Source organism: Vibrio casei, from assembly GCF_002218025.2.
GTDB classification, from domain to species: Bacteria; Pseudomonadota; Gammaproteobacteria; order Enterobacterales; family Vibrionaceae; genus Vibrio; species Vibrio casei.
In genome coordinates this window covers 1,115,931-1,137,415 of the sequence record NZ_AP018680.1, presented here as the reverse complement: position 1 = coordinate 1,137,415, position 21,485 = coordinate 1,115,931, and the positions used below count along the sequence as shown (strand labels likewise).

Sequence of the window (21,485 nt, the reverse complement as noted above, 5' to 3'; positions counted from 1 at the left end):
CTTTATGCATAAAGAAGATTAGTTAACAAGCATCGGGCCTAAAGGCTGACCGCCAACTAAATGCATGTGAATATGGTAAACCTCTTGTCCACCATGAGAGTTGCAGTTAACAATTAAACGATAACCATTTTCAGCTATCCCTTCTTGCTTAGCGAGTTTTTTAGCCACCGTGAATAAACGGCCCATCATCCGTTCATCTTCTTCTTCAACATCATTGGTCGTAGGTATTAATTTGTTTGGGATAATCAAGATATGGCTTGGTGCTCGCGGATTAATATCGCGAAATGCAGTGACTAACTCATCTTGATACAACAAATCTGAAGGAATTTCTTTACGAATAATTTTACTAAACAAAGTTTCTTCAGCCATTTTAGCCTCCAAGCGCTACTGCCGTGAAATAGAGTGATAGTATGCGCTATGGCTTCATATATAACAATATTTTATCGGAACACTCGCCATTTTACCCACAAAAAATCACTGTAAAAAACAACCATAATGTGGAACCTGTCACGAATTTCATGGTCTATTTTTTATGATGTGAAAAAATGATAATCCAAATTAAGAGCTCAGATAAAATATAATGCTGATCTGCTCCAGCCAGACTGGACACTTCATTAAGCGACATTTTGATTTTCAAAGTTAACTGGGCTTAGATACCCAAGAGCACTGTGCCTTCTTGTCCGATTATAATCAACCTCTATGTATTCAAAGATCGTTTGGCGCATCTCGTCTCGCGTCATGATCGGCTCATACTGGATCGCTTCAACTTTCAATGAATGGAAGAAGCTCTCAACACAAGCATTATCCCAGCAGTTTCCTTTCCTACTCATACTTTGCTTTAGATTATAAGCAGTTATGATGTCTCGATAATCTTTTGAGCAGTACTGACTACCTCGGTCACTATGAACGATAACCTGCTCAGGGAACCCTCGACGGAACAAGGCCATTGATAACGCATCGCAAACCAGAGTTGCCGTCATTCTGGTATCCATAGACCAACCGACTACTTGCCTGGAATAAAGGTCAATGATTACCGCCAAATACAGCCAGCCTTCGCTTGTCGCAACATAGGTGATGTCTCCCGCCCACTTTTGATTCGGAGCCTCTGCCTTAAAATCCTGAGCCAGCAGGTTCGGAGCAACTGGCATTTTATGTTTGCTGTCCGTCGTACACTTAAACTTACGTGCCGCTTTCGGCGTTAAATCCTGCCGCTTCATACTGGCGGCAATGGTTTTAACATTACGGCTATCACCGTTCTCAGCCAGCTCTTTCTGGATGCGCCTTGAGCCATCACGACCTTTGCTATTATCAAAAGCCTCTTTGACCTTCGTATCAAGCTCTTGGCGAGTTACCTCGCGCTGGATGGCCTTGTGGCGATGCTTAATCCAGTAATAAAACCCACTTCGTGAAACACCGAACACCTTAGCCATGCGGGCAACTCTGAAGCAAAGCAGGTGTTCGAGCATAAATTCGTAGCAATCTACTTTAGGTTTTTCGCGAAGTAGGTGGCGGCCTTTTTTACTATATCTAGCTCTTCAGCTTGCTCAGCCAATTGTCGTTTGAGTTTGGCAACTTCAGCGGCTAGATCTTTTTCCCGCTGACTGGTGCTGGTGTCGCTCTTAGCTGACTTACGCCAACCATAGATCTGGGATTCGTGTAACGACAGTTGTCTCGCTGCCGCAGCTACTCCCACTTTCTCTGCTAGCTTCAGGGCTTCTGCTTTAAATTCAGGGGAATGGATAATACGTTTTTTCTTGCTTGTCATGGTTCACCTCGTTAGTGATTGTACTCACTTAACTCGGTGTCCAAAACTGCTGGTGCGGATCATGCTGTTAAATCGTCGCTCAAACTTGTTATTCATTAAACTCAACCTCATATTATTCTTTATAAGTAACTTAACCATTTATCTTTTCTGTGTAGCTCATTTTTACCTTTCACGTTGAATACATAACAAAGATTGATGTCCATATGAATTTATTTGTTAGCTTGTAAGCTAACCAAGGAAGTAAGATGTCGGTACATGTTGGTATCATTGATCAAGATCCTGTTCGATTAATTACCCCTCTTCTTGATAATCGTTCTGAATGTGTGCATATGGCATTTATCGGAGAGGAGCGTCAAAAGGAAATATATTTAAGACTCCAATCCGTTTTAGAATTTCGCGGTATCAGCTCTGAGTTTTTCGAAATCCCAACAGCCGTGAATACATCAGCAATTAAACAAAAAGTAAAAGAGCTGGCGGAAACACTGAAGCAACGTGGTGATGATGTGTATTTTAATGCCAGTTGTGGCTTAAGGCACCGTCTCCTCTCGGTTTATGAAGTTATTCGTAGTTACAATTGGCCAATTTTTGTTGTCGAACCTTTCAGTGATAACCAATGTTGGTTATACCCAGATGATAAGCCAGAACAACAGGTTCAAGACCATATTAAGATCAGCGACTATTTAACCATTTTTGGTGCTCGCAGCGAATTTCCAACCAATGAAATCCCTGCGCCACTGGATGCTAAGCTGCATCAATTAGGTAAACGTTGGGCCAGTAATGCTTTAGAGCTTGGTCCTGGTCTTGCGACACTCAATTATCTTGCAACGACTTGTCGCAAAGAACAAAAATTGGACGTCGAGTTAACAGAAAAACAACAAGGCTATCGAGAACTCGATATGCTGGTTTCTGATCTTGTCGATATCGAACTCGCCACCTATCAAAATGGTATTCTGACTTTTTATAATGAAGATGCTCGCCGATTTTCAAATGGTGAATGGCTAGAAAACTTGGTTCACAATACCGTTCGGGAAATACAAGACGAGCTGCCAACCATACAAGATCATTCACTTAATGTTCAGGTTTATCGCGAAAATAATGGCCGAGAAGTCAGAAATGAGCTAGATGTTGCAACCGTTGTGAACAATAAACTTCATATCATTGAATGTAAAACCAAAGGCATGCGTGATGATGGGGATGATACTCTTTATAAACTAGAATCACTGCGTGACCTACTTGGCGGATTGCAAGCAAGAGCAATGCTTGTGAGCTTCCGTCCAATGCGCCACAACGACATTTCTCGTGCACAAGATCTTGGGTTGGCATTAATCGGCCCCGATGAATTAAAAGATTTAAAAACCTATTTAACCAAATGGTTTAACGAAGCCGGTGGTCAAGCAGAGATCTAACGACAATGTTCAATCACCAACGTCTGCGTTAACTGTCACGTAAAAAATGCCCAAAAATTTTGGGGCATTTTTTATTTATTTTAATACAAATATACCCAATAATTGGAGTTGCAGTGAGGAGACAAGCGAGTGAATCACTATGAGCATAGCTAGCCTATGTTATTGGGTGAATGAACGCCGTCAACAAAATTGCAACTTCAAGTACGAAGGATATAAATTAGAGCATTTTTCTTGCTGCTGCGACAACCACTTCAATGGAGCGTGTTTCTGCCGCTTTTAATTTTTCGTGATCTGGAATTTCATCTTTACTACGGTTAACAATCACACCTGCGACACAACCCGCTTTTAGGCCAGAGCTTGCACACATGGTAAGTAAGGTCGCTGATTCCATTTCAAAATTCAGCACTCCCATTTCTTGCCATTCTTTCATAGATCCTTTAAAGCGAGAGACAACACGACCAGAAAAAGTATCGTAGCGCTCTTGCCCTGGATAGAAAGTATCGCTTGATGCCGTAATACCCGTATGAACCGTACAGCCTTTTTCAATTGCCGCTTCTTTCATCGCTGTTGCCACATCAAAGTCGGCAACGGCTGGAAACTCCATTGGAGCAAAATGCAAACTTGCACCGTCAAGGCGTACCGAGCCAGTAGTTACAATCATATCGCCAATACTTAAATGCGGTTGTATTGCGCCAGTTGTACCAACACGCAAGAAGGTACGAACACCAAGTTGGGCTAGTTCTTCAACGGCAATAGATGTTGATGGCCCACCAATACCAGTTGAACAAATCACAACGGATTGACCGTCTAATTTGGCACGAAAAACAGTATATTCACGATGGCTTGCTAAAAACTCAGGCTCATCCATCTGATTGGCAATTTTTTCTACACGAGCTGGATCGCCAGGAATAATAGCAAGCGTTGCGCCATTTAAATCTTGTTTATTTACACCTAAATGGAAAACGTTATCTGATGATGTTGGTGCCACAATGTGCTCCTTAGTTTTTAGTTAGCTTGATTTTTGATAGGTCGTTGCTAAGCAACATAATTCTATAAAATAATGATTATTTAATGTCTGTACTCTAAACAAGAAACCCTCACTACAAAGTGAAACAGATCACGGTTTGTTTAGCAAGAAAGGTTAAGATTTCACAAGTAATCGTTTGGCATCACAATTATAGTTTGAACCCGCGGCCATTATAGTGGCTCAATGCCAACGAACACTTAGAAATGAATGTATTAAAACCAGAAAAGGTCGTACCAAAATACGACCTTATTGCTGACTAATTAAAAAGATAGCTCGTTTAGAAATAGTCTTTTATTGACCATACATACCTCATCGCTACCAAACCTTAAATTAGGTTAAAGTGGATGTTTAAAACAGCTTTCAAGGTTATCACTCACCGCTTTTAGCACTTCTCTTCGTGAAATAATACCGACTAGTTTTTTATTTTCGACCACAGGGTAGACTTTAGGCTTACCTTCCTTCATCAATTCGGCCAGTTCAAGTACCGACATTTCAGGGCTAATCGTAAAGGCATCTTTTCGCATGCAGTCTTCAACCGTATGTGTGTCTTGGCAGTGATAACTCACCTGCACTAAGCGATTTAATAAATCTTGCTCAGATAAAAAACCAACCACTTCTTGTCTATCATTAATAACCGGCCCACCGATATTGATTGCGTTTAACACTTTATCGAGAGCAGTTGAAAGCGACATATCAACGGTAAAGGTAACCGCACGAGGACGCATATAATCTCTAACTTTTAACGATGCCATAAAGTACTCCTATGGATGTTGCCTTCTAACGGGCTTATTGTTTGTGATCCTAACTAGGTAGGCAAACTCAATTTATATATTAAGTGTCGCCTAATTTCTTGATTTTACTAAATGGGTTTGAACAATTTTATTGATAGAGAATGCCAATGAGTGATCAATAGCTCTATTCTCACTGGCGTTTTTCATCTAATACGACTTTTTATTAATTACTTTTTGCCGATTGGCTCGTTGACGAAAATTGATAAATTTCTGGACGGCGATGTTTCAAATTCGTCACCGAACCTTCACTATGTAGCATCTTCAATTTAGACAAATCGACATCAGCATAAATCATCATTTCCGTATTTGGATCAGCCTCTGCAATAATCGCATCATGTGGAAAATACACATCTGAAGGTGAAAATACCGCTGATTGAGCATATTGAATATCCACATTATCAACACGAGGCAAGTTACCAACACTACCGCTTATCGCTACGTAACACTCATTTTCAATGGCTCGTGCTTGGGCGCAAATTCGAACCCGCAAGTAACCATTTTTGGTGTCTGTCCAAAAGGGTACAAACAGAATCTGCACACCTTGCTCAGCAAGCATTCTACCCAACTCTGGAAACTCAACATCGTAACAAATCAAAATGCCGACTTTACCCGCATCGGTATCAATGACTTTAACTTTTTCACCACCTTCAATGATCCAATCCCATTGTTCATGAGGGGTAATATGAATTTTGTATTGTTCTTCAATACTTCCGTCACGGTGTAACATGTAGGCAACGTTGTACATATGCCCATCTCGTTGAACTGGCAAACTACCCGCAATAATGTTGATGTTATAAGTCACAGCAAGATGTGAAAAGCGTTGAATAATTTCATCACTGTATTCACTTAAATAGCGCATAGCTTCTACTGAACGTAAATCTGGTGCTAATCCCATCAAAGGTGCGCTGAAAAATTCAGGTAATAAAGCAAAATCAGATTGATAATTAGCAAGTGACGTAATAAAGAACTCGGCTTGACTAACCAAGTCATCTATCGACATCACATGGCGCATCTGCCATTGAACAACACCAATTCGCACAATCGTTTTTTCTGTTTGGTGTACAGATAGCACTTCTTCTTCATAAAAAATGTTATCCCATTCTAATAATGTGCCATAGCCTTGTGATTTTTCATCTTCCGGTAAATAACCACGCATAAGACGCTTTACATCAAAATCATTCGATAACTGGAAAGACAAAATAGGATCGTGTAATTCTTGGCGTTTTACTTTTTCGATGTATTCGCTAACTTTAAGCTCATGGGAATATTGGCGGAAGCCTGGAATTCGCCCCCCAGTTAAAATTGCCTTTAAATTATCACCACGGCACAAATCTTTACGGGCTTCATACAAACGACGGCCAAGGCGCAAACCACGGTAATCAGGATGGACAAACACATCTAGCCCATAAATCGCATCACCGTTTGGATTATGTTGAGCTACATCGTTTTCATCAACAATTTCAGTGTACGTATGAGGAAGAGAAAAACGTGAATAATCCACTTTAATCGTTAAAGCAGCGCCAATAATTTTACCACTGTCTTCTATGCAAATTTGCCCATCAGGAAACTGAGTGATCAATTCCATAATAGTCGATTCCGGCCACGCGCCCCCAACATCAGGAAACACTAAATCCATTAAAGCAGCCAATTCTTCATAATCTTCAGGTGTGACCGTTCTTAAATTTAACAGCGGGGTATTGTTGTCTTCCATAAATTTGATTCCTTAGTTCACATTATTCCATTATGCGGATCCATCAAAAAATAGCCAGTCACACACTGTCATTTCTATAAAAATGAAAACTATACCATTTAAATAAACATGCGTTTTTCTTTATTAATTTTCAAAAAGATAGGTATTTAAACTGCATCAGTTTTGCTAAGATTGTGCTTGCCTTTTCACTGACAAAAACGCCCTTAATGAAGAAACTTTTCTATTCCTTATTCCCCAATAATCAGCCAGATCAAACGTCTGTCTCTTTGTTATTTACCTGTTTCTTTGTTGGAATTGCGGGGGCTTTTACCGTACCCACAATGAGCTTATTCATTTCGGAAGAAGTAGGGGCTCGGCCATTTTTAATTGGTGTGTTTTTTATGGTCATGACCGTATCTGGTGTCTTAATTAGCCAAATTATTGGCTGGTGGTCAGATCAAGGCATAGACCGTAAAAGATTAATATTAATATGCAATATCATGGGTGTTATTGGTTTTGTTATTTTTGCTTTTAATCGAAACTATTGGGTTTTACTACTAACGTCTGCCATTTTTATCAGTACCACGTCGGCTGCGATACCTCAAGTTTTTGCCCTCGCCCGTGAAATATTAGACAGGCACACTCGCCCTTCGGAAACCTTTAGTGCGCTTTTACGTTCGCAAATTTCACTCGGTTGGGTCATTGGTCCTCCCATTGCTTTTTTCATCGCAACAGGATTAGGCTTTACCTACCTATTCTTACTCGCCGCTTTTATGTTTATGGTGCTGTGTTTCGTTACCTATTTTACGCTACCGAAAATTGATCCCACACCTAAAAACACCCATAACGAAATCGATGATTCTATCTGGCGTGATAAAAATATTATTTTACTCGCGATTTCATTCGTATTTATGTACTGCGCTAATAACATGTATCTCATTAGCATCCCTCTCTACATCGCAAAAGATATTGGGTTGGATTCATCCGTTGCAGGATTAATGATGGGAACCGCCGCTTTCATTGAAATTCCGATCATGCTGCTGTCTGGTCGTTATGCATTACGTTTTGGTAAGAAGAAAATGATGTCGGTTTCAATTGTCGCTGGCACATTGTTTTATATTGGCATCATCATGAATACCAGTTTGGTTGGGTTCATTGGATTACAAGCACTCAATGGCATTTTTGTTGGCGTCACTTCCGCGTTAGGGATTTCACTTTTCCAAGATTTAAAGCCTAAAAAAATGGGGCAAGTCACCACGCTATATTCCAATTCAATTAAAACAGGTGGTGTTCTTGGGGGAGTACTCGCAGGAAGCATTGCGGACTACTACAGTTTTCATACCGTATTTTTTGCTTGTACGATCATGAGTATTATATCTTTCATCACGATATTAAAAGTACGTGATGTATAATCTAGTTTATTGATTATCTAACCGCTCAAATCCCCTTCTCTTTTATTCGAACCAGTATGTTTCAGCTTTCTGAATCATTCAAACTCTGTATAATTTCCAAAGTATCTATAGATTGATTTGAAAGGTATTTTACACCGTAAATCTTTCTTGAACGGCTTCTTGCCAGAACCCTCTGAATTCTGCATCTTGAAGTCACTTAATTAGGAGTGAACATGGAAAAGGCATCGGTACAACATGCTCTGGTCGTTGAAGGCGGCGCAATGAGAGGCATATTCTCAGCCGGAGTCTTAGATCACTTTATCGACCGTCAATTTTTACCGTTTGATTTTTGTATTGGCGTATCTGCCGGTTCTACCAGCTTGGCATCGTGGCTGGCAAACCAAAAAAAACGAACTTATAACGTGATCACTGACTACTCTTGTCGGCCTGAATTCATCAGCGTGAAACGTTTTTTACGCGGTGGTCATTGGCTTGATTTAGATTGGCTTTGGGATATTACGATTGATGAAATCCCTATTGATACCGACAAACTTCACCAACAATTAGTCCCGCTTTATGTCGTCACTACCGATATTAATACTGGTTTGGCTCACTACATTCGATCCACACCCGACAATATTATCGAACTACTTAAAGCTTCTTGCTCAGTACCTTTAGCTTACCGGCATTATCCGATCATTAATAATATGAAAATGACCGATGGCGGTGTTGCCGATTCCATCCCGGTAGAAAAGGCTTATCAATTAGGGGCAAAAGAAATTACCGTCATTTTGTCTCGCCCTTTAGGCTATGAAAAAAAACCATCTCGTATTCCATGGTTAACAAAAAGGTTTCTGGCTCAATATCCTCATTTAGCCAATGCAGCACTATTGCGATCAGAAAACTACAATCGAAGTATTGCTTTCATTAAAACCCCGCCAAGTGACTGCAAAATTAACGTCATCGCCCCACCAGCCAATTTTCCTGTGGGACGGCTAACAACCGATAAGCTCAAGTTAGATATTGGGTATCAAATGGGTCTTGACGCAGCAAAGCGTATTATTGTTGAGCCGTAATCCTATTTGTAATAAAAAGGATCACTGACAACCGGAATATATGTATTAATCATTTCACAACCCAATGACAAGGAAGATCATGAACGCACGTGGATTAGCGCTAATATTATTAGTCGTTTTTGTTTGGGGAATTAATTTTGTCATCATTACCATTGGGATCAAAGATGTCCCCCCATTCTTACTTGCAGGCTTACGTTTTAGCTTAGTCGCCTTTCCACTTATGCTCTTTTTACCAAAACCAACCATTCCATTTCGTTGGCTATTTTCCTATGGCATCACCATGAGCTTTGGTCAATTCTCCTTTTTATTTTACGCTCTTTACGTTGGTATGCCTTCTGGGCAAGCTTCTTTACTTCTTCAAATGCAGGTGTTTGTCACGGCTATTCTTGGCGTATTAATTTACCAAGATACGCTAAATCGATGGCAACTATTTGGTGGTATTATGGCTCTAACTGGAATTGGGCTATTGCTTTATGGCGTGATTGAAACCGATATATCCATATTAGGTTATCTGCTTACCTTTTGTGCCGCTTGCTCTTGGGGCGTTGGTAATATCTGTAATCGCCATATTTCTATTCAATATAAAGGCACCAATATGCTTCAATTGGTCGTATGGGGCGCATTAATTCCTATTATTCCTTTCTTCACATTCAGCCTTTTATTTGAAGACCATCAGCACATTATTCACGCCATAACAGAGCCTTCTCTCACTTCTATTTTAGCCCTACTTTACCTATCCATTGTTGCATCACTTTTTGGATACAGTGTTTGGGGCATGTCGATAGCCAAATACGGCACTGCCAATGTGGTGCCTTTTGCTTTATTGGTGCCGGTCATCGGGTTACTTTCCGGTTGGGTTATTTTAGATGAAATCCTCAACTCAATTCAGTTTGTGGGCTGCGCAGTGATTATTATTGGGCTATGTGTTTATTCTTTAAACCAAAAACTGATCCAATGGTTACAAGCCTCTCGAGCCGAACCAAATACCATCATAGAAAAACCGGATGAATCCTAGAGAATCCAAAATGAACCATAGAGAAAGGCCTAGCTCACGCTTTTTCCTCGAAGTCATTGTGAAAGGACGAATTAACTCATAATCTAAACATCTGTTTAACTTATGAATGGAAAAAGGATCATGACAACGTTACTTGATGGTTTTCCGGTTGTTACTGAAATTCCAGTGGCTTGGGGGGATATGGATGCCCTACAACACGTTAACAACGTAATGTACTTTCGGTATTTTGAAACCGCGCGTATTGATTATTTTAAACGTATCAATTTAATGGAAAACATTGCTATAACCCAAATTGGCCCAGTCGTCAGTGAAACGAGTTGCCGCTACAAAATGCCAGTAACCTTCCCCGATACCTTACTGGTTGGTTCAAAAATTACCGACTTACAAAACGATCGATTTACCATGAAATACCAAATCGTTAGTAAAAAACACAATAAAATAACCACGCTAGGAAGCGCGACTGTGGTGATGTTTGATTTTAAATCAAACGAAAAAGCCAGCTTAACACCTGAAGTTTTAGCCATTATTCAGCAATTAGAAAATTTAAAATAACACCTTACTCCTTCTTTTATTTAGCAAGGTCTATCTTTAAGGCCTTGTTTTTATTGTCTCAATGACGAAAATTTTACATGCACCGTGTGACAAGTTTCCACTTTACGCCTAAATTAAATAATCATAACAAGCTAATTCCACAAATTACCGTAGAATGAAATTAATCTCATTATAAAGGACAACGCTATGAATTATCCTCTCGATCTTATTTTCGGCAATCTCGTGCCTATTGTTATTTTCATCTTTGTGGTGGTGGTATTAAAAAGCAGTATTAAATTTGTACCACAAAATCAAGCATGGGTAGTAGAACGATTCGGTAAGTTTCATTCAACCAAAATTGCGGGCATTAATTTCATTATTCCTTTCATTGATCGTATTTCTGCAGTTCGCAGTTTAAAAGAACAAGCTCAAGATGTCCCATCACAGTCAGCCATCACCAAAGACAATATTTCACTCGTGGTGGATGGCGTACTTTATTTCCGTGTGCTTGATCCATATAAAGCCACCTATGGCGTCGACGATTATGTATTTGCGGTAACACAGCTTGCTCAAACCACCATGCGTTCAGAACTTGGTAAAATGGAGTTGGATAAAACTTTTGAAGAGCGTGACTTGCTTAATACTAATATCGTATCAGCCATCAACGTTGCCGCAGAACCTTGGGGTATCCAAGTTCTTCGTTATGAAATTAAAGATATAGTGCCACCACAATCAATCATGGAATCAATGGAAGCTCAGATGAAAGCAGAACGTGTTAAGCGTGCGCAAATCTTAGAATCTGAGGGGGATCGTCAAGCGGCTATTAATGTCGCAGAAGGAAAAAAACAAGCGCAAGTTCTTGCGGCTGAAGCCGATAAAACAGAACAAATTTTACGTGCAGAAGGTGAAGCAAAAGCGATTATTGCCGTCGCAAATGCACAAGCAGAAGCGCTTAAAACGGTTGGTGATGCCGCCAATACAGAAGAAGGTCAAAAAGCCATTCAGTTGGATCTTGCTACCAAGGCCATTGAAGCAAAACGTGCGATCGCGAAAGAATCGTCTGTTGTGTTACTGCCAGAAAATGGCACCGATACTAGCTCATTGGTCGCACAAGGTATGTCGATCATCAATTCATTGAACAAGCAACCTAAGGCATAAGCGTATGGATTGGATGCTTAACTATTTACCACAAATACTGATGTCGGTTGGCGTCATAGCCTTAATAATTGAAGTGGTTGTCTTAGGTTTTGCTACCTTTATATTCTTCTTCATAGGGCTGGCTTTATTCATTACTGGGTTGTCCATGTATTTCGGTTGGCTTGATGCCAGCATTAATATGGCCATCTGGTCGAGTATTATTTTAACTATCGTATTTGCATTAGTCTTATGGCGACCGTTTAAAAAACTACAAAATAAACAAGCCACGCAAGACACAGCGTCTGATTTTGCTCAAGAAACCTTTGAGTTAACTGGAGATGTTAATCGCACCTCAAACGACGTATTGCATGCTTATTCCGGTATTAGCTGGAAAGTAAGAAGTGAACAACCGTTACAAGCAGGGCAAGTAGTTAAAGTCGTTAAGACGGAAGTCGGTATTTTATGGGTTAAAGCCATCAATTAACGTGATGGTAATACCGCGTCATGAAAATACGCAATGCCCAACGAGCATTAAAAAAGGCGATATACCGAAGCTGGTTATCGCCTTTTTCATCTCTAATTCTACCCCAGTAATTGGAGTTGCCGTGAAGCGACAAGTGAATGAAACCCCAATGATCATAGAATCATATGCCATGCTGCACCTTGTAATAGACAGCACCAAACAATGCGGAAAATATTAAAATAGTAATGAATAATTTAAGCCAAATAAATCTCATAACACTTCCTTTTTAATCCTAAAAATATATACAAAAAATAATCCTAATCACCACACACCATACAATCAACTTCATATCAATTAATTACCCATTGTTCATACCAAAAATTACTGATACTTTGGATTGTCATCACTGAATTTGATATTAGAGACAGAATGCCTTTTTTTAAACAAAATAAATACACACTTTTTGGTATTATCGCAATATTGCTGTGGAGTAGTGTTGTTGCACTTATTCGCGATATTTCTGAGCTTTTTAGCCCCATTGGCGGTGCCGCCATGATATATACCATTAGTGCCATTTTTTTAATCTTGGTCATGGGCATACCCAAAATTAAAGATTTTCCCGCCCGCTACCTAATTATAGGAACAATATTATTCGTCGCATACGAAATTTGTTTTGCTCTTTCATTAGGTATGGCTAATAACCGCTACCAAGCCATGGAAATGGCCATCATCAATTACTTATGGCCAGCACTCACCATATTATTCACCGCAATCTTAGGTAAGCGCAAAGTAAACCCATTAATTTATCCTAGCGTGCTTATTACTTTTATTGGTGTAGCTTGGTGTATATCTGGTGAGAATGGCATTTCTATCCGTATATTAATGGACAATATAACGAAAAACCCCATCGCCTATTTGATGGCATTTTCAGGAGCCTTTATTTGGGCTGCCTATTGTTTTATCACCAAGCAGTTAAGTAATGGTAAAAATGGCATGACGTTATTTTTTACAGCGACCGCAATCACGTTATGGATCAAGTTTTTCTTCAGCCATGAAATCAATCCAACCTTTACGTTAAGCTCAACAATAACATTATTGCTGGCGGGTATAATTATGGGCGCTGGTTATGCATTATGGAACCAAGCCATTATTGGTGGAAACATCATGTTATTGGGAACGTTGTCGTATTTCACCCCTGTCTTTTCAACATTATTCTCTTCAATTTACTTGTCCATTGCCCTAACTGGGACTTTCTGGCAAGGCGTAGCACTGGTAACATTAGGTTCGTTGATTTGTTACTTTGTTACTCGTGAAAAAACTCAACCAATAAATATTAAAGTGGGTAGTTAAGTGACGATTTAACTCCCATCTTTAAGCTTTTTTACAGCTTCACTTCTGTCTTTAAAAATTCAATAAATGAACTCACGCGTTTCGATAACTCTCGGTTTCGATAATAAACAATATTAACCGGCTTCTCTACTTTAAGAGTACTCGACACTAATAACTGAATTAATCGCCCTGCCGCCACATCTTTATGTGTCATGAAATCCGATAAACAAATAATACCTGTGCCACACAAAGCAAGTTGTCTTAATGTTTCTCCACTATCGGCTTTTATCGTGGGCTGAATATGCAATAAATTATTAAAGCTATCGTAAATAGGCCAATCATTTAACTTTTCTAACGAGCTGAATCCTAATAATTTATGATTCATTAATTCTTCTACGTCTTTAGGTGTACCATTTTTTTTCAAATAATCAGGGCTAGCTAAAATCCGAACTTGCGTTAAACCTAATGGTGTTGCACTTAATGTTGAATCTTTTAACTCACCAATACGGATAGCAATATCTGTTCTTTTTTCTAATAAGTCGATTAAGTTTTCATTGTTCACCAACTCAATTTCAACTTGCGGATAAGTGTGATTATATTTATCAATGAGCGGAACAAGAACGTGCAACATAAAGGGAGTTGCAGCATCGATCCTAAGCTTTCCTGAAGGTATGTTTTTACGTTGCATTAACATATCTTCAGCCGCCTCAAGATCATTTAAAATACTCCGCACGCGCGATAAATACTTTTCCCCTTCTTCCGTTAATTCTAAGCGTCGTGTGTTACGCCTAAACAATGCAGTATTAAGCTTGTTTTCTAATCGAGACAATGCTCTGCTTGCCGCTGAAACAGTGATATCTAAGTGCTCAGAAGCCTCACTGATTGTGCCTTTATCTACAATACTAATGAAAGTATAGAGTTCGTTAATCGTAACTTTCATTATTGATCCTTACGCAAAAGCATTTTGATATATGGTGACTTTTAGTCAACGTTAGCTTTCCTTATACTCCTGCCAAAATAAATTGCACCCAAAATTTTAAAAACGAATAAAGAATGTGAAATCTTCAATATGGATTTCAAACTTTTATATGACAAGGCAATAGACAATGAAAAAAATATTAATTTTAAATGGTGGTAAAAACTTTGGTCACTCTAAAGGAGAGCTAAATGACACCATGACCACGGTCGCCAAACAGCATTTGCTTGACCTAAATCATGAAGTGAAAGTCACCTCGATAGATGCCGGTTATGACATTGGAGATGAAATAAATAAATGGATGTGGGCCGATATTATCATTCAACAAACCCCCGCTTGGTGGATGGGAGTACCATGGATAGTTAAAAAATATATCGATGAGGTTTTTACTATTGGCCACGGTCGACTATATCAAAGTGACGGCCGCTCTCGCCAAAATTCAGACCATAAATATGGTTCAGGTGGCCTATTACAAGAGAAACAATATATGCTTTCTGTTACCTGGAATGCTCCTACCGAAGCCTTTACGGATCCAAATCAATTCTTTGAAGGTGCAGGCGTGGACGGTGTTTATTTAGCGATGCATAAAGCACATCAGTTTTTGGGCATGAAACCACTCACCACCTTCATGAGCAATGATGTAATTAAAAATCCGACAATTGATCATGACATTAAACGATATAAAGAACATTTAGACACCTTCTTCACGATGTAACCACGCCTAAATAACATCAAAAACGTATATTCTGAGCCGTAATCTATTACGGCTCAGAATATCGTTGCGCAAGACCCACACTCGAAATACATTCCGAATCAAGTTAACGCTTTTATTTCTTTTAGGGTGTCTAAAGTAATTCATAGCCCATAAGTTTGTTTAATCACATCTGCAATTTTCTGCAATCATAATCGTTGGTGCGTTGGTATTATCCCCAATCATTGATCGTCACCCCACCACTATGTGTTTTTTGTAAAACGTGTTCTCTATCTTACTCATTTGAGCTAAATAAATAGCAAGTCAAGGACGAGGCCTATTGGAAATATAATCACAAACTTCATCTATCGAATGATACGGATGCACAGGGAGTAACGGGCCAACTCAATATAAAAAACAATATCTATAAATTTATTATCTTTAAAACTCCTTTTTCAACAATAAGTGGTCCTTAGTTCAATATTTTATGGTCTTCTTTCAATCATTTAAAACGGGGTTTATACAGATTGGCTTTTCAGTAATTAAGATGTGTTTCTTATTCAAATATTTCAATGAAAACTCTTATTTGGCCTAAAAACGTGCTCTGAAATCAATGTTATAGATTTTTGCTCGATGAATGTTTCCTCACTTTTCGTATTAACGATATTAAAATCAGGTCTATAACGGCATTGGCGAGCATCAAAATCGTAAAAAAGCCATTAGTTTATGAGGTACTGGGGAATATTCAAGGTAGAAGCACATGTCTAAGTCTAGTATCGACATGGTACGAACGGCAGCATTGTTCTTCAAACTCATAAATTTTGAGATGTTATGAACGTGGGAGGATTTTTTAGTTTGATCAAACATGCCGAAGTCCATTTTGTTGTAAACTTACAACTAAAAGTAGACTATGCAGACTTATCCTGCAAATATGCAAACTTCTTTGCAATTTATGCAGACTTATTTTTCAAACATCAGAAAGGTGGAAGCCCCAGCCCCCACAACAGAGACTCTAAAATTATCTCTATAGTCAAACACTTAACCTTTCGCGATTTTATTCGGTTTAGCAATTTAGTCCAACCATTTATAACATACTCTACCTTACCGAACAAGAATCACATACTACACTATGAATTGGCTGTCAATAGGTTGCTTGCATAAAATCCGTTTTAATGTTATAATAACCATATGGACTTGAGAAATTAATCGAGTCTCTTACCTATTTTTCTCCTAAAACTCTAAGCCTTGCCCGAGCATATTTGGGTAGGGATTTTTGCGTTCAAAATTTAAGGAAACTTATGCAAATTACTGATAAAGCCTGTGCTATTTATTGCCAGCAATTGCCATCCGCTCACAACAACTTAGTTATCATCCAAGCCCTTCTAAACGGCCTATCAGCCGAAGAAATCCTAAAGGCTAACTTAACCCCCAACCTATCACCACGCACTGTATTGGTGTACTGCGACCGCTTAAAAGGAGTGATTGCCAATGCTACTAAACATTGATTTCAGTGACATTCATAGGGCACGTTATCAACACCGAGCCGACCCCTTCAAGCTTAAAAAACTTGAAAAAGTAGCTGCACTTTTATTCGCCGATAACGAAGAAATTCTTGCTCTAATCCACCAGCAAACAAAGCCCTTTAAGTTTCAATCTATAGCCCAACACAAAAAAGATAATCAACTCGTTCAACTGGTTTTAACCAAAGCTGGATATCAAAAATACCTGACCACTGGAGGAATGTACTGGTGGAAAAAGAACTTAACCCAAACTCAAATTGAGGAGCTTTTAAAATGAAAATCGAACAACTCTTACAACAATGCCCACACCAATTTAACGAAGAAGAACTACAGGCACTTGAAGCCAACGCCCGAGCACTAAACAAGTCAACTATTAAAGTTTTTTATGGAAACTACCCAGCTATGTTTGCTGATTTACAGGCAAAGTTAAAAGCAAAATACACTCACAGCGAATACGACTTTAATATAAAAAGAAATGGCTGCATTGAGCTTATTTATGGCATTCCAGCAGCAAAAATCAAATCAAACCTTGCCGAATCTTTAGAGAAAGCGCGAGCAGATTATCAAGCAGACCTTGAAGCTAAACAGCAACAATGGATTGATGAACAACTTGCGGAATTCATCGAACTGGAACGTCAGGAAGCAGAGCAAGCACAAGTAGCTAAAGAAGCCGAGTACAAAAAACAACTATTCAACGCTCTAAAGGAATCTCAAAAATGAACTACAAAATGACCAAAGAAATTATGGATATTGTTATGCCATTAAGCCGTGAACTGGATATGAATCCGATTAAAGTTTTAGAAATGTTAGTTAAACAAGGGAGTCAGGTATGCGCTCAACAACACCACAAGAAGTAAAACAGTTTATTGAGAAGTTAAAGTCTAACGGGATCGGGATTTGGAATGATGACAAGGGAAAAACGTTATATGTCCCAGCTGATAATCCTAATCTCGAACCAACTAAAACGCACCTAGGTACACTTGTACCAGCATTTAATAAAGCATGCCCTGACTTGGATTGGGACGATTGGCACGCCTATGTGCAAGCCTCTCTCCCTGCTTTGATTGGTAACAGCTACCATCCAGCTAAACCAGCCTTAGCTTTATCTAATGAACTTTTAAATTTGCATACAGTTAATAAATATACAGCACCGCAATTCAAAGTTGGGGAAGTCACAAACATTCAACCCTTTCTCAGTTACATGGCACGCATGTTTCCAATAGGGGAAGAACGAAAAGTTATCTTGCAATGGTTGGCACATATGTTTCAACGACCAGCAGAACGCCCGAGCTGGCATATCATGGTTACGTCAGACCACGGAACGGGCAAAGGCTATTTATACAAAGAAATCCTCATGCCTTTAATCGGTAGTAATCAAGTTTCATTGTGTGAATCAACTTATTCTAATTTCTTGGATAAGAACAGCATCCACTTGTTTAATACTCAACTTTGCATCTTAGACGATTGCGAATCCACCACTTCAAGAAATGTTTACGGCCGAATGAAATCGAAGCTAAGTGAGGAGTATGCCAGTGTAGAACCGAAGTATGAAAACCGAACGACTGTTCCTGTGTTTACCCGTATCTGGTTAAACAGTAATAAGGCACGTCCTTTTCCAATCGAATCTCAAGATAGACGCTGGTTTGCTCCCAGTTATATAGAGCTACCCGAAGACCAAGCTTCAACAGCCGAATATCTTGAAGGTATGGATGCTTATCTTGCCGATGATGGTTTGACTCAAATATACAGCTACCTAATGACACTCAGCTTAGATGGATTCAACCCCAAAGCCACTTATCAGACTGACACTTTAAAAAGCATTATTAGCTTGTCCTCCAGTTTTGAGGAAGAGGAAGTCAAAGAATGGTGTGAGGAAAACAAGGTTTTTAAACTTGAGTCTCTCCAATCAAGATTCAGTGATAAACCAGATTTAGCTAAAACACTAGCTTTAAACTACTGCCAGACTAAAAGCATAGATATAGATGGAAGTGGAAGATCCAACTGGTGGATTCCTAAAGGTTGGAAACCAAAACAAGCAAAAGAATATTATGCAGAACAACAACCGCAACGACTTTTGTAGAACGTGTAGAACCACTGTAGAACCTTTTGTAGAACCTAAGTGTTAACTCAACCCCTTATCCAATAAGCGCTCCCAGCGTTTTGTAGAACTTGTAGAGCCACCAACCGAAACTCTCACTAATAGCTAATAGCGAAAAATCATCCTAATGATGGATGAGGCTTGTCCTCGTCTGTCATTCTGGGATTACGAGCTTATGCATAACACAAGGAAACTTTTAAAATGAAATACGATTCAACCGAAGAACAACTTTTCCACCAGCGCAATCCATCCCTAATCCTTTGCGCGGACGACTTTTACCCATACACATTCCACGACAATGACGGAACCCCTTTTCGCGCAAAACCTGACTTTTATTGCACTGAATGGAATTGCTGGATTGAGTTTAAATGCCACCAGCTTAACAACAAAAAGACTAAGCTAATTGCAGACACTGCTCACCAGAAACAAATCGACTTTAAAGGCCGTGATTGTATTAAGTATCAACTTGATCACGGCTGGAATCACTCACTCTATAAACAAGCTAAAGTGCAATCATCCCTGCGAGCATTCGACAAACGCATGATAGTAGTATTCAAATCCAGCACTAAACTTTCGAAGCAATCTCAAAACAAGATGTCAAACGAGGGTATGGAGTGGTTTTTCGAAGATGATTTCCATCCTCGCTTGTCTATTTAGTAATGCTGGTTCTTGATTTACTTTGGTATTCTGAATGGTGCGCCATCTTTACAGGAAAATGTATAATATTTAGTAGACTCATTAAAAGCTGAAAACCCTTTTTGCTTGCAATAAACAGCATCTAAATTTTGCACTATATCCATACGGGACTCAACGACTTCTTCTTTGGGATTCGGCATCGATTCAGCATATTCTGTATTAGAACACGCTGCTAAAAAAACTGGTAGACTCATAGCTAATAAGTACGTTTTTTTCATAGCAATCTCACTTAAATAAAATTTTCTCAGTTGTGTATTTTTCTAAATTAAGGTCATTAGCATAATTAGGGATGATATATATATCTCCATTGCATGAAACTTTGGCACTGCTCATGTTGTATGCATACTTGAACCATTTTATTTCCTGAACTTTTAGAGGTTGCCCTTTGCAGCTAAAAGCTTGGAATTTATGTAAAAAATCTATCGTTTGCTCATGCATCTCGATAATATCTCTTTTACCATCGCCTACGTCAGCAATCAAGTTTACATTTTGATGACTTTTGGTGCTAAAGTCGAATCCGCCACCGGAAGCTGATATTTCTTTGATATCCATTGTATTGTCAGAAAAGTATTCTTTATATAAGAGAATAATTTCTTCAAGCTCAAACCCCGAATAAGTCATAAAATAGTCGTTAGGTACAAATTTATACAATAAATTCGCATCCACACTCTGACCAATGGTTATCCTAGTTTTAATTGATGATGAACCACATTGATAAGATAAATTAGTTCGTTTTTCGGTTTTATTGTATTGGAAATTTTTGAGCTGATCAGGACATAGATTTCTCTGAATGACACTGTAAGCATCAAGTTTTCCATCAATATCTTTGTCAATATCAATATTCGAACTGCAACCGATTAGTAAAACACTTAGCAGTATTAATGTGGTTTTTATTTTCATTTAAATTTATTTCAAACCAATTTTTATATTCATTTCCTATGGTGCTGGCAATGTTACTATAACCGTTCTAGTTGCACACGGTATTTATCAAGGTTTAACTCTAGGATTTTGCTAAACAACTTGCACACGCTACACTGCATTAACACAACTTTTTTTAAAACACCATTTTATTTACCCTCAGCCCTTTAAAACCGTACACTAAGTGTCGCAATAACCTCTTTTTTAATGTGTCTTTATTCCCCGAAATACTGTCTTTTTTGACTATAGTGTTACCGTTCACCCAACAACTGTCCGATATAGATTACTTTACAATCTTAATCTGACACAGTATGATATAGGTATCAAATCGGACAGGAGGTTTAACTATGACAACTTACATCTATGCTCGCACCAGCACCAAACACCAGAACGTAAAACAGCAATCAGCTGAACTTCTCAAGCATTACAAGGCTGATGTCGTATTGGAAGAACAGGAATCAGGCAAAGATTTAGTCAACCGCCCAGTCTTTAGTCAGCTGGTGGATTCTCTTAAATCTGGTGATACGGTAATAGTGTATGATATGAGTCGAGTAGGACGTAATACAGCGGATGCAGTAGGTTTCCTAGACAAGTGTAAAGATCTTGGTGTTAGTCTAAAGGTACACGATTTAGGTTGTGGGGACGTAACTAACGGAATAGGTAAAATGATTGCCTCTATTTTTGCCAGTGTTGCTGAAATGCAACGAGAACAAATTCTGGAGAAGCAAGCAATAGGCATCGAACGTGCCCAAGCCGAAGGCAAGTACAAAGGCAAACAGGTTTCCCCCGTTACACTAAAAGCCGTTGAGGAAGTGAAGTCTCTTATAGAAACCAATAAACTTCCCGTCAGTAAAGCCTGTAAACTTGCCGGAATCAGCCGAGATACTTACTACCGCTTAAAATGATATATTTTAAAGAAAGGTGGATATTTTCCCCCTCGCCACTACTTAGACGTTAAGCAAGTC

General features: G+C 39.0%; 24 protein-coding genes and 1 pseudogene. 16 read left to right on the top strand and 9 right to left on the bottom strand.

Translation table 11 applies throughout. The features are described 5' to 3' along the window. Window positions 1–18: 18 nt before the first annotated feature. Together hinT and VCASEI_RS05465 are read right to left on the bottom strand one after the other, a co-directional pair. The gene (hinT, locus tag VCASEI_RS05470) at window positions 19–369 is read right to left on the bottom strand and encodes a purine nucleoside phosphoramidase (RefSeq protein WP_086959228.1); all 351 of its coding nucleotides are present in this window, start codon (window positions 367–369) and stop codon (window positions 19–21) included. A 245-nt stretch (window positions 370–614) separates the two neighbouring features. Beyond that, window positions 615–1,765, bottom strand: a protein-coding gene (locus VCASEI_RS05465) for an IS3 family transposase (RefSeq protein WP_110957751.1) whose coding sequence is annotated in 2 segments (ribosomal slippage) — window positions 615–1,522 and window positions 1,522–1,765 — 1,152 coding nt in all. Because the reading frame shifts where the segments join, the coding sequence is not laid out codon by codon here. A 245-nt stretch (window positions 1,766–2,010) separates the two neighbouring features. Here VCASEI_RS05465 and VCASEI_RS05460 point away from each other — a divergent pair. Beyond that, window positions 2,011–3,171: a DUF1887 family protein gene (locus VCASEI_RS05460; protein ID WP_089110895.1), complete on the top strand. Its 1,161-nt coding sequence runs from the start codon at window positions 2,011–2,013 to the stop codon at window positions 3,169–3,171. A 217-nt stretch (window positions 3,172–3,388) separates the two neighbouring features. Here VCASEI_RS05460 and udp read toward each other — a convergent pair whose 3' ends face one another. From udp to VCASEI_RS05445, 3 genes are all read right to left on the bottom strand, one after another. Then, a complete protein-coding gene (gene udp / locus VCASEI_RS05455) occupies window positions 3,389–4,159 on the bottom strand; it encodes a uridine phosphorylase (protein WP_086959224.1) in 771 nt (256 codons plus the stop codon). Window positions 4,160–4,533: 374 nt separating this feature from the next. Further along, entirely contained in the window at window positions 4,534–4,950 is a 417-nt protein-coding gene (locus VCASEI_RS05450) for a CBS domain-containing protein (protein ID WP_086959222.1), read from the bottom strand. A gap of 202 nt (window positions 4,951–5,152) precedes the next feature. Next, window positions 5,153–6,700, bottom strand: a complete 1,548-nt coding sequence (locus VCASEI_RS05445; protein WP_089110896.1) for a bifunctional GNAT family N-acetyltransferase/carbon-nitrogen hydrolase family protein — start codon at window positions 6,698–6,700, stop codon at window positions 5,153–5,155. Window positions 6,701–6,906: 206 nt separating this feature from the next. Here VCASEI_RS05445 and VCASEI_RS05440 point away from each other — a divergent pair, with 206 nt between their 5' ends. The 7 genes from VCASEI_RS05440 to yddG all read left to right on the top strand — a co-directional run bounded on the left by VCASEI_RS05440 (window position 6,907) and on the right by yddG (window position 13,642). Beyond that, window positions 6,907–8,091, top strand: a complete 1,185-nt coding sequence (locus VCASEI_RS05440; protein ID WP_086959218.1) for a sugar efflux transporter — start codon at window positions 6,907–6,909, stop codon at window positions 8,089–8,091. A gap of 212 nt (window positions 8,092–8,303) precedes the next feature. Continuing rightward, on the top strand, window positions 8,304–9,146 hold the full coding sequence (locus tag VCASEI_RS05435) for a patatin-like phospholipase family protein (RefSeq protein WP_086959216.1): 843 nt from the start codon (window positions 8,304–8,306) through the stop codon (window positions 9,144–9,146). 79 nt (window positions 9,147–9,225) lie between these two features. Beyond that, window positions 9,226–10,161 (top strand): EamA family transporter, encoded by a 936-nt coding sequence (locus VCASEI_RS05430; RefSeq protein ID WP_162621025.1) that lies wholly within the window; start codon window positions 9,226–9,228, stop codon window positions 10,159–10,161. Between the two features lie 120 nt (window positions 10,162–10,281). Continuing rightward, window positions 10,282–10,713 carry an acyl-CoA thioesterase gene (locus VCASEI_RS05425; RefSeq protein ID WP_086959213.1) on the top strand — a complete coding sequence of 144 codons (432 nt, stop codon included), beginning with the start codon at window positions 10,282–10,284 and terminating at the stop codon, window positions 10,711–10,713. Window positions 10,714–10,899: 186 nt separating this feature from the next. Continuing rightward, window positions 10,900–11,850: an SPFH domain-containing protein gene (locus VCASEI_RS05420; protein ID WP_089110897.1), complete on the top strand. Its 951-nt coding sequence runs from the start codon at window positions 10,900–10,902 to the stop codon at window positions 11,848–11,850. A gap of 4 nt (window positions 11,851–11,854) precedes the next feature. Beyond that, a complete protein-coding gene (locus VCASEI_RS05415) occupies window positions 11,855–12,313 on the top strand; it encodes an NfeD family protein (protein WP_086959209.1) in 459 nt (152 codons plus the stop codon). 408 nt (window positions 12,314–12,721) lie between these two features. Continuing rightward, window positions 12,722–13,642 (top strand): aromatic amino acid DMT transporter YddG, encoded by a 921-nt coding sequence (gene yddG, locus VCASEI_RS05410; RefSeq protein ID WP_089110898.1) that lies wholly within the window; start codon window positions 12,722–12,724, stop codon window positions 13,640–13,642. A gap of 31 nt (window positions 13,643–13,673) precedes the next feature. On the opposite strand, the gene VCASEI_RS05405 is transcribed toward yddG, so the two are convergent. Then, complete coding sequence (locus tag VCASEI_RS05405; RefSeq protein WP_089110899.1) at window positions 13,674–14,561, bottom strand: LysR family transcriptional regulator; 888 nt, start codon at window positions 14,559–14,561, stop codon at window positions 13,674–13,676. Window positions 14,562–14,727: 166 nt separating this feature from the next. Here VCASEI_RS05405 and VCASEI_RS05400 point away from each other — a divergent pair, with 166 nt between their 5' ends. Continuing rightward, window positions 14,728–15,312 carry an NAD(P)H-dependent oxidoreductase gene (locus tag VCASEI_RS05400; protein ID WP_086959204.1) on the top strand — a complete coding sequence of 195 codons (585 nt, stop codon included), beginning with the start codon at window positions 14,728–14,730 and terminating at the stop codon, window positions 15,310–15,312. A 211-nt stretch (window positions 15,313–15,523) separates the two neighbouring features. Here VCASEI_RS05400 and VCASEI_RS19635 read toward each other — a convergent pair. Next, window positions 15,524–15,690, bottom strand: a pseudogene (locus tag VCASEI_RS19635) (coniferyl-aldehyde dehydrogenase); the annotation flags it as partial. Between the two features lie 896 nt (window positions 15,691–16,586). Here VCASEI_RS19635 and VCASEI_RS05385 point away from each other — a divergent pair. The 6 genes from VCASEI_RS05385 (at window position 16,587) to VCASEI_RS05365 (ending at window position 19,563) form a co-directional block, all read left to right on the top strand. Continuing rightward, window positions 16,587–16,793: a hypothetical protein gene (locus VCASEI_RS05385; RefSeq protein WP_089110900.1), complete on the top strand. Its 207-nt coding sequence runs from the start codon at window positions 16,587–16,589 to the stop codon at window positions 16,791–16,793. Then, window positions 16,777–17,085 carry a hypothetical protein gene (locus VCASEI_RS05380; protein ID WP_089110901.1) on the top strand — a complete coding sequence of 103 codons (309 nt, stop codon included), beginning with the start codon at window positions 16,777–16,779 and terminating at the stop codon, window positions 17,083–17,085. The genes VCASEI_RS05385 and VCASEI_RS05380 overlap by 17 nt, the downstream gene beginning before the upstream one ends. Beyond that, entirely contained in the window at window positions 17,082–17,528 is a 447-nt protein-coding gene (locus VCASEI_RS05375; RefSeq protein ID WP_089110902.1) for a hypothetical protein, read from the top strand. The genes VCASEI_RS05380 and VCASEI_RS05375 overlap by 4 nt, the downstream gene beginning before the upstream one ends. Further along, a complete protein-coding gene (locus VCASEI_RS19415) occupies window positions 17,525–17,665 on the top strand; it encodes a hypothetical protein (RefSeq protein WP_162621024.1) in 141 nt (46 codons plus the stop codon). The genes VCASEI_RS05375 and VCASEI_RS19415 overlap by 4 nt, the downstream gene beginning before the upstream one ends. Beyond that, window positions 17,638–18,888: a primase-helicase family protein gene (locus VCASEI_RS05370; protein ID WP_089110903.1), complete on the top strand. Its 1,251-nt coding sequence runs from the start codon at window positions 17,638–17,640 to the stop codon at window positions 18,886–18,888. The genes VCASEI_RS19415 and VCASEI_RS05370 overlap by 28 nt, the downstream gene beginning before the upstream one ends. 219 nt (window positions 18,889–19,107) lie before the next feature. Further along, window positions 19,108–19,563: a hypothetical protein gene (locus VCASEI_RS05365; RefSeq protein WP_089110904.1), complete on the top strand. Its 456-nt coding sequence runs from the start codon at window positions 19,108–19,110 to the stop codon at window positions 19,561–19,563. Between the two features lie 17 nt (window positions 19,564–19,580). On the opposite strand, the gene VCASEI_RS05360 is transcribed toward VCASEI_RS05365, so the two are convergent. Together VCASEI_RS05360 and VCASEI_RS05355 are read right to left on the bottom strand one after the other, a co-directional pair. Further along, entirely contained in the window at window positions 19,581–19,820 is a 240-nt protein-coding gene (locus tag VCASEI_RS05360; RefSeq protein ID WP_089110905.1) for a hypothetical protein, read from the bottom strand. Between the two features lie 7 nt (window positions 19,821–19,827). Beyond that, a complete protein-coding gene (locus VCASEI_RS05355) occupies window positions 19,828–20,502 on the bottom strand; it encodes a hypothetical protein (RefSeq protein ID WP_089110906.1) in 675 nt (224 codons plus the stop codon). 365 nt (window positions 20,503–20,867) lie between these two features. Here VCASEI_RS05355 and VCASEI_RS05350 point away from each other — a divergent pair, with 365 nt between their 5' ends. Next, entirely contained in the window at window positions 20,868–21,425 is a 558-nt protein-coding gene (locus tag VCASEI_RS05350; protein ID WP_089110907.1) for a recombinase family protein, read from the top strand. Window positions 21,426–21,485: the final 60 nt, after the last annotated feature.

What these genes read in the sequence shown, in the direction of transcription:
- hinT (WP_086959228.1), bottom strand. Translation starts at nt 369, where the DNA reads ATGGCTGAAGAAACTTTGTTTAGTAAAATTATTCGTAAAGAAATTCCT.
- VCASEI_RS05460 (WP_089110895.1), top strand. Translation starts at nt 2,011, where the DNA reads ATGTCGGTACATGTTGGTATCATTGATCAAGATCCTGTTCGATTAATT.
- VCASEI_RS05450 (WP_086959222.1), bottom strand. Translation starts at nt 4,950, where the DNA reads ATGGCATCGTTAAAAGTTAGAGATTATATGCGTCCTCGTGCGGTTACC.
- VCASEI_RS05445 (WP_089110896.1), bottom strand. Translation starts at nt 6,700, where the DNA reads ATGGAAGACAACAATACCCCGCTGTTAAATTTAAGAACGGTCACACCT.
- VCASEI_RS05440 (WP_086959218.1), top strand. Translation starts at nt 6,907, where the DNA reads ATGAAGAAACTTTTCTATTCCTTATTCCCCAATAATCAGCCAGATCAA.
- VCASEI_RS05435 (WP_086959216.1), top strand. Translation starts at nt 8,304, where the DNA reads ATGGAAAAGGCATCGGTACAACATGCTCTGGTCGTTGAAGGCGGCGCA.
- VCASEI_RS05430 (WP_162621025.1), top strand. Translation starts at nt 9,226, where the DNA reads ATGAACGCACGTGGATTAGCGCTAATATTATTAGTCGTTTTTGTTTGG.
- VCASEI_RS05425 (WP_086959213.1), top strand. Translation starts at nt 10,282, where the DNA reads ATGACAACGTTACTTGATGGTTTTCCGGTTGTTACTGAAATTCCAGTG.
- VCASEI_RS05420 (WP_089110897.1), top strand. Translation starts at nt 10,900, where the DNA reads ATGAATTATCCTCTCGATCTTATTTTCGGCAATCTCGTGCCTATTGTT.
- VCASEI_RS05415 (WP_086959209.1), top strand. Translation starts at nt 11,855, where the DNA reads ATGGATTGGATGCTTAACTATTTACCACAAATACTGATGTCGGTTGGC.
- yddG (WP_089110898.1), top strand. Translation starts at nt 12,722, where the DNA reads ATGCCTTTTTTTAAACAAAATAAATACACACTTTTTGGTATTATCGCA.
- VCASEI_RS05405 (WP_089110899.1), bottom strand. Translation starts at nt 14,561, where the DNA reads ATGAAAGTTACGATTAACGAACTCTATACTTTCATTAGTATTGTAGAT.
- VCASEI_RS05400 (WP_086959204.1), top strand. Translation starts at nt 14,728, where the DNA reads ATGAAAAAAATATTAATTTTAAATGGTGGTAAAAACTTTGGTCACTCT.
- VCASEI_RS05385 (WP_089110900.1), top strand. Translation starts at nt 16,587, where the DNA reads ATGCAAATTACTGATAAAGCCTGTGCTATTTATTGCCAGCAATTGCCA.
- VCASEI_RS05380 (WP_089110901.1), top strand. Translation starts at nt 16,777, where the DNA reads ATGCTACTAAACATTGATTTCAGTGACATTCATAGGGCACGTTATCAA.
- VCASEI_RS05375 (WP_089110902.1), top strand. Translation starts at nt 17,082, where the DNA reads ATGAAAATCGAACAACTCTTACAACAATGCCCACACCAATTTAACGAA.
- VCASEI_RS19415 (WP_162621024.1), top strand. Translation starts at nt 17,525, where the DNA reads ATGAACTACAAAATGACCAAAGAAATTATGGATATTGTTATGCCATTA.
- VCASEI_RS05370 (WP_089110903.1), top strand. Translation starts at nt 17,638, where the DNA reads ATGCGCTCAACAACACCACAAGAAGTAAAACAGTTTATTGAGAAGTTA.
- VCASEI_RS05365 (WP_089110904.1), top strand. Translation starts at nt 19,108, where the DNA reads ATGAAATACGATTCAACCGAAGAACAACTTTTCCACCAGCGCAATCCA.
- VCASEI_RS05360 (WP_089110905.1), bottom strand. Translation starts at nt 19,820, where the DNA reads ATGAAAAAAACGTACTTATTAGCTATGAGTCTACCAGTTTTTTTAGCA.
- VCASEI_RS05355 (WP_089110906.1), bottom strand. Translation starts at nt 20,502, where the DNA reads ATGAAAATAAAAACCACATTAATACTGCTAAGTGTTTTACTAATCGGT.
- VCASEI_RS05350 (WP_089110907.1), top strand. Translation starts at nt 20,868, where the DNA reads ATGACAACTTACATCTATGCTCGCACCAGCACCAAACACCAGAACGTA.